Here is a 12,326-nt window from a genome sequence, read left to right on the forward strand (position 1 = left end):
GGCCGAGGCGCTGAGCCGGATCCCGTCCATGGAGCTGATCGGCGACACCAGTGCCGCCGCGGCGACCTTCCAGATCCAGGCGGTGCTCGGCGTGCTCCGACAGGTCGACGCCGATCGGCTCGAAGCCGCGCTCGCGCAGCTTGACGGCGAGGCCGGTGGCCGCCTCCGGCAGGAACACGTGCCGGCCGTCGCTCACCGCGTTGAGGCCGAACACGGCCGCGTCGTCGGCGTCGGCGAGCACCGCGTCCGGGAAGAGGCGGCGCAGCACCGCCCGGCTGCCCGAGGAGAAGGCGTCCGGGTGGTACATCACCTCGTCGCCGTCCAGGACGGCCAGCGCGGTGTCCAGGTGGTAGTAGCGCGGGTCGACCAGCTGCAGGCCGATCACCGGGCGGCCGAAGAACTCCTGCGCCTCCTCGTGGCCCGCCGGCGTGCTGCGGAAGCCCCGGCCGGCGAGCACGTACGAGGCGGTGACCAGGAAGTCGCCCTCGCCCTCGTTGACGTGCTGCGGGTCGTGCCGGTCGGCGTAGCCGTGCGAGCGGAACCACTCCAGGTAGGCCGGGCCCTCGGCGGCCCGCTCCGCGTTGCGGAAGCGCGCGCCGAGCACCTTGCCGTCCACCACGGTGGCGCCGTTGGCGGCGTACACCATGTCCGGCAGGCCGGGGATCGGGTCGATCAGCTCCACCCGGTGGCCGAACTCCCGGTAGAGGGCGTGCAGCCGCTCCCACTGCGCGACGGCGAGCCCGGTGTCGACGGGCTTCGCCGGGTCCATCCACGGGTTGATCGCGTAGCTGACCTCGAAGTGGGTGGGGCGGCACATCAGGTAGTGCCGGGGGCGGGCGGTGCGCTCGGCCCGCGGTGTGGCGGCGGTCATCGGTGACTCCTTGTGAGGGATCGGGAGGTCGGGCGGCGGGGCTCGCTCGGCCCGGACGGGCGGCGATCGGGTGCCTGCGGGGCTCCGGGGCCGGTCCGCGGGCGGCGCGGCCGGGTGTGGGGGAACCCGGGCGCGCCGCACCGCGTCGCTACGGGCCGGCCCCGCGCCCGTCCCTGACATGCTGTCAGTTCCCGTTCAGGGGGCGGAAGATCCTTAAGCCAGAGCGGAACAGCCCTGATGGAACCGGTCGGCCGGGCTCAGTCGACGCGGGCGTCCATCGCCTCGGCCAGGCCGCGCGGGCGCAGGTCGGTCCAGTGCTTCTCGACGTAGTCCAGGCAGGCCTGCCTGGTCTCCTCGCCGAACACGCTCCGCCAGCCGGCGGGCACCTCGACGAAGGCGGGCCAGAGCGCGTGCTGGTTCTCCTCGTTCACCAGGACCAGGAAGGCGCCCTGCTCGTCGTCGAAGGGGTTGGTGCTGCTCATCGGGACCTCGTCTCAGTGGTGGTGGGAAACTCGCGGACCGGCGGCGTCGCCCGACCGGCCGGGGCGGCGCGTTCGTCGGGGCGGCGCGGCTCGTCGGGGCAGCGGGGCTCGTCGGGGCCGTTCAACGTGTCGGGGCCGTTCAACGCGTCGCAGAACGCGGCGACCCGCCGCCGGAAGGCGGCCGCCACCCGACCGGCGGACGGGCCGTCGCAGCGCTCCAGCGCGTGCACCAGGGTGCACTCCAGCCCGTCCGGCGAGCCGTCCGCGGCACGCCGCTCCACCAGCTGGAGCAGCAGGTCGACGGCGGTGCGGGTGGCCGGGACGGGCCGCTCGACGGCCGTCAGGGCGTCCGTCCAGCGCACGTCCGCACCGGTCGGGGCGGGCCGCACCAGATGGGAGAGCGCCACCCCGAACAGCGGCTGGCGGCCGGCCTCCCGGGGCGGGTTGAGCAGCTCCACCACCCGGTCGAACGGCAGGTCCTGGTTGGCGTGCGCGGCCAGCAGCCGTTCCCGCACCCGGCCGACCAGGGTGCGGGCGTCCGGGGCGCCGGACAGGTCGACCCGCAGCACCACGGTGTTCACCAGGCAGCCGACCACGCCGTCCAGCACCTCGTCGTCCCGGCCGGCCAGCGGCACGCCGAGCGCCAGGTCGCGACCGGCGCCCAGGTCGCCCAGGGCGGCGGCGAACGCCGCCTGCAACAGCATCCCGGTGCCGGCCGAGCAGGCCCGGGCGGCCGCGGCCAGCCGCCGGTGCGCCGCCGCGTCGAGGGCGAACCGCACGGTGCCGGCCTCACCCGGCGCGGCGCCCGGCACCCCGGTCGCCTCCGGCAGCCCCCGCCACGGCGGCAGGGCCGCCAACTCGGCCCGCCAGTGGGCCTCCTGGCGAGCGGCCGGACCGTCCGGCCGGGACTCCTCGCCGAGCCGCCCGCGCAGCCACAGGGCGCAGTCCGCGAACTGGACGGCCGGGGCCGGCCACGCCGGGGCCCGGCCGCCCGCCCGGGCCCGGTAGGCGGACCGCAGGTCGGCCAGCAACGGTCGGAGGCCGTGCCCGTCCACCGCCGCGTGGTGCAGCACCAGCAGCAGGGTGTGCCGGTCCGGGCCGCTGCGCAGCAGTGCGGTGCGCAGCGGCGGCTCCGTCAACAGGTCGAAGCCGCGGTCGAGTCCGGCGGCGATCCGCTCGTCCAGCAGCTCGGGCGGGACGTCCTCGCGCTGCGGCGCGGCCGGGGCCTGCGCCGGGTCGAGGACGCGCTGCTCCGGGCCGTCCGGGCCGTACGGCAGGACGGTGCGCAGCGCCTCGTGCCGGGCCACCACGTCGCCGAGCGCGGCCGTCAGCGCGGCGGCGTCCAGCTCCCCGGTGAGGTCGAGGGCCAGCGCGGTGAGGTGGTCCGGGCGGTGCTCGCCCAGGTAGCCGGCCGTCCACAGCCGCAGTTGGGCGGGGGCGAGCGGCAGCCGGGCGGGCCGGTCCGCCGGATCGGGCGGGCCCGGTGCGGCGGCGGCCGGGCGGGCGGCCCGGTCGAGCCGGCGGTCCAGCGCGGCCACCGTGGGCGCGTCGAACAGCTCGCGCAGCGGCAGGTCGATGCCGAGGACGGCCCGGATCCGGCCGGTCAGCCGCATCGCGGCGATCGAGTTGCCGCCGAGGGCGAAGAAGTCGTCCTCCGCGGCGACGGCCGGGGCGTCCAGCACCTCCGCGAACAGGGCCGCCAGGACCTCCCGGCGGGGCGTGCGGGCCGGCTCTGCGGCCGGGCGCGGCGGCGCCGGGAGCGCGGCCGCGTCGACCTTGCCGTTCGGGTCCAGCGGCAGCCTCTCCACCGGGACCAGCACGGCCGGCACCAGGTGGCGCGGCAGCCGGTCGGCGAGCCGGCGGCGCAGCTCGGCGACGGCCACCGGCCGGTCGGCGACCAGGTAGCCGACCAGGGAGCGCCCGGCCGGACCGCTGCCGTGCGGCACCACCCGGGCGGCGGTGATCCCGGGCTCGGCGCACAGCGCGGCCTCGATCTCGCCCGGTTCGATCCGGAAACCGTTGATCTTCAGCTGCCGGTCGGCGCGCCCGAGGAAGTGCAGCAGGCCGGCGGCGTCCCAGCGGCCGAGGTCGCCGGTGCGGTACAGCCGGCCGCCCGGCGGGCCGTACGGGTCCGCGACGAAGCGTTCGGCGGTGCGCGCCGGCGCGCCGTGGTAGCCCTCGGCCAGGCCCGCCCCGGCCAGGTAGACCTCGCCGGGGACGCCGGGCGGCACGGTGCGCAGGGCGTTGTCCAGCAGCAGCACCCGCGTCCCGGCGAGCGGGCGCCCGACGGGGACGGCCTGGTCCTCGCGGACCGGGCCGGGCGGGAGCTCGTGGCCCAGCGCGAAGGTGGTGCTCTCCACCGGGCCGTACAGGTCGAGCAGCCGCTGACCGGGGGCGGCCCGGCGGGCCCGGGCGAGCGCCGCCGGGGGGACGACGTCGCCGCCGGTGCAGATCAGCCGCAGCCGGGCGAGGGCGGCCGGGATCTGCTCGGTGAGCAGGTCGAACAGGCCGGCCGTGAGCCAGGCCGCGGTGACGCCGCCCTGCTCGACCACCCGCGCGTAGTCCGCCGGGGCCAGCTCCCCGGCCGGGGCCACCACGACCTGGCGGCCGGTCAGCAGCGGTGCGAACAGCTCGTAGACCACGGCGTCCCAGGCGTGCGGCGAGTGGAACAGCACCCGGTCGTGGTCCGGCCCGTCCCAGAGCGGGTCGTCGGCCAGCGCCAGGACGGCGCGGTGGGTGACGGCGACGCCCTTCGGCAGACCGGTCGAGCCCGAGGTGTGCAGCAGCTGGGCTACGGCGTCCGGCGGCACCGTCGTCCCGGGGTTCGCGGTGCTCGCGCCGGAGCTGCGGGCCCGCGCCAGCCCGTCGGCGTCCAGCAGGAGCGCGGTGCCCGCCCCGGCGGCGAGCTCGCGCGCCCGGGCGGCCGGGAACCCCTGGTGCAGCGGGACGCAGACCGCGCCGAGCTTGGCCAGCGCCAGCACCGCCACCGGCACCTCCGGGGAGCGCGGCACCCGCAGGGCGACCCGCGTCCCGGCCCGGACGCCGAGCCCGGCCAGGTGGTGGGCCAGGCGGTTGGCCGCGGCGTTGAGCGCGCCGTACGTGGTGGTGCCGGGCGCACCGGCGGCGCCGCCGTACCGCAGGGCCACCCGGTCCGGGTGCTCGGCCGCCAGCCGCTCGAACCGCGCACCGATCGACGGCGGTTCGGCGGCGGCCGCCGGGCCGGTGCCCCAGGCCCGCAGGCCGGCCCGCTGCACCGGCGACAGCAGGTCGACCCGGCCGGCGGTGAGCGCCCCGGCCCCCGGGCCGGCCAGGACGGCGCAGGCGGCGGTGAACAGGCCACGGACCCGGTCCGCGTCGATGTGCCCGTCCAGTTCGGCGGGGCGCAGCTGGAGCCGGACGTCGAGGCCGCCCCGGCGCGGGAGCACCACCAGCGACAGCGGGTAGTGGGTGCCGTCGGACGGCTCGACCCGGTCGATCCGCAGTCCCGGCGCGGGCTCGCGGGCCCCCTCCTCGTCCAGCGGGTAGTTCTCGAAGACCAGCGAGCTGTCGAACAGCCGGCCGGCCCCGACCGCCTCCTCGATCTCGGCGAGCCCCAGGTGCTCGTGGTCCAGCAGCGCGGTGCGCTCGCGCTGGAGCCGGGCGGCGAGCCCGGGCAGCGGCTCGCCGGGGTGCAGCCTGGCCCGCACCGGGACGGTGTTGATCAGCAGGCCGACCAGCCGCTCCGCGCCGGGCAGTTCGGCCGGGCGCTGGGCGACGGTGGTGCCGAAGAGGACGTCGTCCCGGCCGGTGAGGTGGGACAGCACGAGGGCCCAGGCCGTCGAGACCAGGGAGCCGAGGGTGACCTCCCAGTCGGCGGCCCGCGCCCGCAGCCCGGCGGCCAGCTCCGGGGCGAGGGTGAAGACGGTCGTGGACGGGGCTCCGGCCGGGTCCGCCGCCCCGGCGCGACCGACCCGGGTGGGTTCGGCGCCGGCCAGGGCGGTGCGCCAGGCGGCCCGGGCCGCCACCGTGTCGCGGGCGGCCAGCCAGTCGAGGTAGCCGCGGTAGGCGGGCGGCGGGGGCAGCTCACCGCCCTGGTGCAGGGTGAACAGCTCGCCCAGCACGATCGGCACCGACCAGCCGTCCAGCAGCAGGTGGTGGTGGGTGAAGACCAGCCGCCAGCGGTCGGCCGCCAGCCGGAGCAGCGTGAAGCGGACCAGGGCGGGCCCCGGCGGCGGCGCGTCCGGCGTGAACGGCCGCAGGTCCTCCGCCGCGTGCCGCCGGGCCGCCTCGGCCCGCTCCCCCGCCGGCCGCCCGGTGAGGTCCAGGGTGCGCCAGGGCGGCGGCGCCGGGGCGGCGGGCACGACCTGCCGCGGTGGGCCGTCCCCGTCGGCGGTGAAGGCGGCGGCGAGGTGCGGGTGCCGGCGGAGCAGCCGGTGGGCGGCCTCGCGCAGCCGCTGCGGGTCGAGCGGCCCGGTGAGGTCGAGGGCGAGCTGGACGAGGTACGGGTCGGGGCGGCCGTCGCGGACGGCGTAGCGGGAGTGGAAGAGCAGGCCGCTCTGCAGCGGGGTGGCGGGCAGGGCCTCGGCGTCCGCGGCGGTGGCGGGCGGGGCGGCGTCCGACGGGCCGTCGGACGCGGGGTGCGCGGGGGCGGGGTGCGCGGGGGCGGCCGCGGCGGGCTCGCGAGCGGGACCGCCGGCGAGTGCGGCGGGGACGGCTTCGGCGGGGGCCGCCGGGACGGTGGTGGTCAGGGCGGTGAGCGCGCGCTCCCAGCGGGCCGCGAGGCCGCCCACGGCGGCGGCGTCCAGCACGCCCGCCGGCCACGCCCACTCGACCCGCAGCCGCGACCCGTCCGGGCCCGCCTCCACGAAGGCGTCCACCGCGAGGACGTGCGAGAGCGCGAGGGCCGGGTCGGCCTCGCCCCGCAGGGTGCCGGGCAGCGGCCGCCAGGGCCCGCGCCGGTCGGTGTCGAACCGGCCCAGGTAGTTGAAGGCGATCGGCGCCGTGCGCTCGGGCAGCCGGCCGGCCTGCCGGAGCAGACCGTACGTCAGGCCGCGGTGCGGGGTGGCCCGCAGCGTGTCCCGGGCGGCGGTGACGGCACGGGCCTCGGCGGCACCGGCGGCCTCGTCGGCGGCGGATTCGGCGGACCCGGCACCGGCGGCCTCGTCGGCGGCGGGTTCGGCGGAAGCGGCACCGGCGTCCAGCAGGACGGGGTGGATCACCGTGAACCAGCCGAGCGTCCGGGAGAGGTCCAGGCCGTCCAGGGGGGCCGGTTCCGGATCGCGCCCGTGGCCCTCGACGTCGACCAGGAGCGGTCCGTCGCCGGTGCGGGCGGGCCAGCCGTCCAGGGCCAGGGCGAGCGCCCCGAGCAGGATCTCCGGGACGGCGGCACCGAGCCGCTCCGGCAGCTCCGTCAGCAGGGCCGCGGTCGGGCCGCTCGGCAGCGTGGTGCGCAGGGACTCGGCGCGGGCCGCGGTGTCCCGGGCCCGGTCCAGCGGTCGGGTGCCGAGGCCGCCGGTGCCGGTGGTCAGCAGGCGGTGCCAGTGGGCGTGGTCGCCGGCCACCGCCGGGTCGGCCGCGGCCGACCGCAGGGCGCGGGCCCACTGGGCCGCCGTCACCGGGACGGCGGCGAGCTCGGCCGGGCGGTCGGCCGCGGCGGCCTCGTGGGCGAGGGCGAGGTCGTCGAGCAGGATCCGCCAGGAGACGCCGTCGACGGCGAGGTGGTGGACGACCAGCAGCAGCAGTCCGCCGGCCGAGCCGTCGAACCGGACGGCCCGGAGCAGCTCGCCCCGGCGGGGGTCGAGCCGGCGGCGGGCGTCGCGCCGCTGCTCCTCGACCAGCGCCGCCAGCGCCGGCACCGGCTCCCCACCGGGCCCGAGCAGCGGGCCGGCGTCCGCCAGGCCCTCGCGGGCCAGGTCGACCCGGTGCAGCAGCGGGCCCGCCGGGACGCCGCCCACCGGGCGGACCTCGAAGTCCAGCGGCTCGCCGGGGCCTCCGGTGAGCCGCGTCCGCAGGGCGTCGTGGTGGTCGACGAGCTGTTGCAGGGCGGCGCGCAGGGTGTGCTCGGTGGCCCCGGGCGGCAGCTCGACCAGCACCGACTGGGCGGAGCCCTCGATCGGGCCGCCGCGGGAGGCCAGCCAGTGCGCGATCGGGGTGGCCGGCAGCACGGCGCCCGGTTCGGCGGGGGCGGCCGGCCGTGGCACCGGGGCGGGGGCCGGGGCTCCGGCCAGGGCGGCGAGGGCGCGCGGGGTCTGGTGGGTGAACACGTCCTTGGGGGTGATCGGCAGCCCGGCGGCCCGGGCCCGGGTGGCCAGTCGGATCGCCAGGATGCTGTCGCCGCCGAGCCGGAAGAAGCCCTCCGACGGCCCGGGCCGGGCCCGGCCGAGCACGGTGCCGAACAGGGTCCGCAGCTGTTCCTCGGCGGGCCCGGCGGCGGGGTCGGCGCCGGGGCCGGGGCCGGCCGCAGGCGCGGGGACGGCGGGCAGGGCCACGGCGTCCGGCAGGTCCGGGCCGTCCGCCAGGGCAGGCGTGTCCACCGGGGCGAGCGTGTCCACCGGGGCCGTCGGGTCGGCCAGGGCCGCGGCGAGCAGCCGGCCGAGCACCCCCGCGAGGCGTTCGGCCGTCCGCGGGCGGAAGTGGTCGGTGCTGTACTCCAGGGTGCCGTCCAGGGTGCCGTCCGGCTGCTCGGTGAAGTCGAAGAGCAGCGGGAACTTGGCCATCACCCGGTGGAGTTCGTACGGCTCGGCGGTCAGGCCGGGCAGCGCGAGGGCCGGCGGGCGGCCGGCGTGCAGGGTGACCATCACCTGGAACAGCGGGTGGCGGCCGAGTTCGCGGCCCGGCGCGAGCGCGTCCACGACCCGGTCGAAGGGCGCCGTGTCGTGGGCGAAGGCGGTGAGGTCGGCCTGCCGGACCCGGTCGACCACCTCGGCGAAGCCCGGCCGGCCCGACAGGTCGGTGCGCAGCGCCAGCGACTGGGCGAAGTGGCCGACCACCTCGTCCAGCGCCGGATCGGCGCGGCCCGCGGTGACCGTCCCGAGCACCAGGTCGGTGCCCGCGCCGGAGCGGGTGAGCAGGCAGGCGACGGCGGCGTGCAACACCATGAACAGGGTGGCGCCGCGCTGCGCCGCCAACTCCCTCGCAGCATTGACCAGTTCGGCGTTCCAGCGGAAGCCGGTGGCGGCCCCGCGCAGGGCCGTGCCGCCCGCCGGCCGGTGGTCGGCCGGCAGCGCGGTGCGCTCCGGCGCGCCCTGCAGCGCCGCGCGCCAGTGGGCGAGTTCGGCCGACAGCGGGCTGTCCGGGTCGTCCGGCGCCCCCAGGGCTCGGCCCTGCCACAGCGTGAAGTCGGCGTACTGGAGCGGCGGTTCGGGCCACTCGGGGGCCCGGCCGCGGCACCGCGCCGCGTAGCCGGCGGCGAGGTCCCGGGTCAGCGGGCGCAGCGACTGCTCGTCGGCGGCGATGTGGTGCAGCACGACCAGCAGCAGGTGGGTGCCGGGCCCGGTGGTGAGGACGGCCAGCCGCCAGGGCGGCTGGTGCGCGAGGTCGAAGGGGCGGTGCAGTTCCTCGTCCACCGCCGCCGCCAGCCCGGCCGGTCCGGGGTGCCGGACGGTGAACGGCACGGGCGGGTCGGTCAGCACCACCTGGCGGGGTGTGCCGTCGACGGCCGGGAAGACGGTCCGCAGGCTCTCGTGCCGCCGCTGGACGTCGGCCGCGGCGGCCCGCAGCGCCCGCGGGTCGAGCGGGCCGGTCAGCCGGGTGGCCAGCGGGACGTGGTAGGTGGAGCCCTGCCCGCCGAGCCGGTGCAGGACCCAGAGCCCGCGCTGGGCGTGCGAGAGCGGGACGGACTCCGGCCGGGGGCCGGCCCCCGGGCGCGGCGGGGCGGGCACCGGAGCCTCGTGGCGGGCGCCGGTCCGGGCCGCCAGGGCGGCCACCGTGGGCGCCGCGAAGACGTCCCGGATGCCGATGGCCCCGGCGAGTTCGGCGCGGGCGCGGACGACCAGCCGGTTGGCGGCCAGCGAGTCGCCGCCCAGCGCGAAGAAGCTCTCGTCCGCACCGAACCCGGCGACGCCGAGGACCTCGCCGAACAGCCGGTGCAGCAGGTGCTCCTGCTCCCCGTGCGGCGCCCGGCCGCCGAGCGCCGGGGCGCCGGCCAGCGCGCGCAGCCGGTGCTCGTCGAGCTTGCCGTTGGCGGTCAGCGGGAAGGCGTCGACGGCGTGGAAGGCGGCGGGCACCAGGTGCTCCGGGAGCACCCGGTGCGCGTCGGCGGCGGCGGCCCGGACGGCCTGCCGGTCGCCGAGCAGGTAGGCCGTCAGGCTCCTCCGGCCGGGCTCGCGTTCGACGGCCAGCACGGCGGCGCCGGTGATGCCGGGCAGTGCGGTCAGCGCGGCCTCGACCTCGCCGGGCTCGATCCGGTAGCCGCGCACCTTGACCTGCCGGTCGGTGCGGCCGAGGTGCTCCAGTTCGCCGTCGGGGCGGCGGCGCGCGCGGTCCCCGCTGCGGTACATCAGGGCGCCGGGCGGGCCGAAGGGGTCGGCGACGAAGCGGGCCGCGGTCAGCCCCGGGCGGCCGAGGTAGCCGCGGGCCAGGCCGGGGCCGGCCACGTACAGCTCGCCGGGCAGTCCGTCGGGCACCGGGCGCAGCGCGGCGTCCAGCAGGCGGACGGCGAGGTCGGGCAGCGGGTGGCCGATGGTGGCGGCGCCGGAGGCGGTGGCGGCGGCGTCGAGGTCGCCCGCGGTGACGTGCACCGTGGTCTCGGTGATGCCGTACATGTTGACCAGCCGGGGCGCGTCCTGGGGGTGGCGCAGGTACCAGTCGGCGAGCCGCCAGGGTTCGAGCTGCTCACCGCCGAAGACCACGTGGCGCAGGGCCAGCGGGGTGCCGGGGCGGGCCGCGTCGGCGGCGGCCAGCTGGGTGAACGCGGAGGGGGTCTGGTTGAGCACGGTGACCCGCTCGGCGGCCAGCAGCGCCAGCAGGTCCTCCGGCGAGCGGGCGGTGTCCCGGGGGACGACGACCAGCCGGCCGCCGTGCAGCAGGGCGCCCCACAGTTCCCAGACCGAGAAGTCGAAGGCGTAGGAGTGGAACAGCGTCCAGGTGTCGTCCGGTCCGAAGCCGAACCGGTCGGCGGTGGCGGTGAACAGCCGGACGACGTTGCGGTGGGTGACCAGGACGCCCTTCGGCGCCCCGGTGGAACCGGAGGTGTGGATGACGTACGCGACGGTGTCCGGGCGGGGGCGCTCGGGCGTCACCGGCGCGGCGGGGGCCGCCGCGTCGTCACGCTCCCCCGGCGCGGCGTCGAGGGAGAGCAGCGGCAGGCCGTCCGGCAGCGCGGCGCGGGCCGCCTCGTCGGTGACCACCAGCCGGGGCGCGGCGTCCTCGACGGTGGCGCGCAGCCGCCCGGCCGGGTAGTCCGGGTCCAGCGGCAGGTAGCCGGCGCCGGCCTTCTGGACGCCGAGCAGGGCGACCACCAGGTCGGGCGAGCGGTGCAGGGCGACGCCGACCAGGTCGCCGCGGCGCACCCCGCGGGCCGCCAGGCGGCGGGCCAACCCGGTGGCCCGCAGGTCGAGTTCGCGGTAGCTCAGGACGGTGCCGCCCATCGTCACGGCGGGCGCGTCCGGGCGGGCCGCGGCCTGCGCCTCGAACAGCGACACCAGGGTGTCCGGCTCCGCGCCCCCGCGGACCGGCACCGGCGCGGGGCCGGGCCCGTCGCCGGTGCGCAGCCGGCCGACGGGGAGCCCCTCGGGCGCCGCGGCCAGCGCCGTCACCAGGTCGAGCACCCGGTCCAGGTGGGCCCGGACGGTCTCCTCGGGGTAGTCGCCGACGGCGTCGGCGAACACCGGCAGGGTGTCCCCGCCGTGGTCGTAGACGCCGAGGGCGAAGTCCTCCGGCAGGCCCGGCGAGACCTCGTGCACGGTGGCCGGGACGCCGTCGAAGCGCAGGCCGAGGTCGAGCGGCAGCAGGTTCAGGGTGGGGCCGACCAGCGGCCGGTCACCGCGGGCGGCGGCGGTGTCGCGGAGCATGTCCTCGAAGCGGTAGCGCTGGCGGCGCAGCGCCGCGCGGACCCGGTCCGCGGTGGCCGCGACCAGCTCCCCGGCGGTGGCGGCCGGGTCCACGGCGAGCCGCAGCGGGACGACGTTGGCGGTCATGCCGAGGGCCTTGCGGGCCAGCGCGGCGTCCCGGCCGCGGACGCCGAGCCCGAGCACGGCCGTGCGCTCGCCGGTGTCGGCGTGCAGGGCGAGCGCCAGCGCGGCCGGGAACAGCGTGGTCCAGCCCGCGCCGGCCCGCTCCCGGACGGCGGCCCAGCGCGGCGCGGACAGCTCCGTGCGGACGGCGACCGGCGGCTGCGGCCCGGCGCCGGTGCGGCGGGTACGCCCGCCCGCCAGCCGGGGCGGGTCGCCGAGCCCGGCCAGCTCGGCCGCCCAGAACCCGGCGTCGGTGCGGAACCGGTCCGAGGCCCGGTAGGCGGCGTCGTCGTCCAGCAGCGCCGACAGCGGGTCGTGGAGGCCGGTGGAGCCGGGCCCGCCCGCGCGCAGCGCCGTGTACTCGGCCGCCACCCGGCGCATCAGCCCGGCCGAGCCCGTCCCGTCGCACAGGATGTGGTGCATCCGGACGTACCAGAGGTACTCCGCCTCGCCGGTGCGCAGCAGGAAGTGGTCGGCGGGCGGGCCGGCGGTCAGGTCGTAGGCGTGGGCGAGCCCGGCGGTGACGAACTCCCGGGCGGCGGCGGCCGGGTCGGCGTGGTGGCGCAGGTCCAGCCGGTGCAGCGGGTGCCCGGTGTCGTCGAGGACCTGGACGGCGCCCTCGGCGGTCGGCTCGAAGCGCACCCGCAGGCTCTCGCTGCCGGCCAGCACGGTGTGCAGCGCGCGTTCGAAGACGTCCTCGTCGACGGCGCCGTGGATCCGGACGTACTGGGCGGCGGTGAACCGCCGGCCGGTGGGGTCGGCCTGGTGACCGAACCAGATGCCCGACTGCGGTGCGGTCAGCGGCCAGCGCTGCGGCGACAT

Annotated in this window: 3 protein-coding genes; all 3 read right to left on the minus strand. The window is 78.8% G+C overall.

Translation table 11 applies throughout. The features are described 5' to 3' along the window. Positions 1-871 (minus strand): dimethylargininase (ddaH, locus tag AB0N04_RS30950; RefSeq protein ID WP_363365625.1); only part of this gene is annotated, 871 nt, incomplete at its 3' end. Positions 872-1,128: 257 nt separating this feature from the next. Further along, complete coding sequence (locus tag AB0N04_RS30955) at positions 1,129-1,353, minus strand: MbtH family protein (RefSeq protein WP_360214108.1); 225 nt, start codon at positions 1,351-1,353, stop codon at positions 1,129-1,131. Then, positions 1,350-12,326 (minus strand): amino acid adenylation domain-containing protein, encoded by a 10,977-nt coding sequence (locus tag AB0N04_RS30960; protein WP_360214106.1) that lies wholly within the window; start codon positions 12,324-12,326, stop codon positions 1,350-1,352. Before AB0N04_RS30960 ends, AB0N04_RS30955 begins: the two co-directional genes overlap by 4 nt.

Origin of the sequence: Kitasatospora sp. NPDC051702, assembly GCF_040681575.1 — a bacterium.
Lineage (GTDB): Bacteria > Actinomycetota > Actinomycetes > Streptomycetales > Streptomycetaceae > Kitasatospora.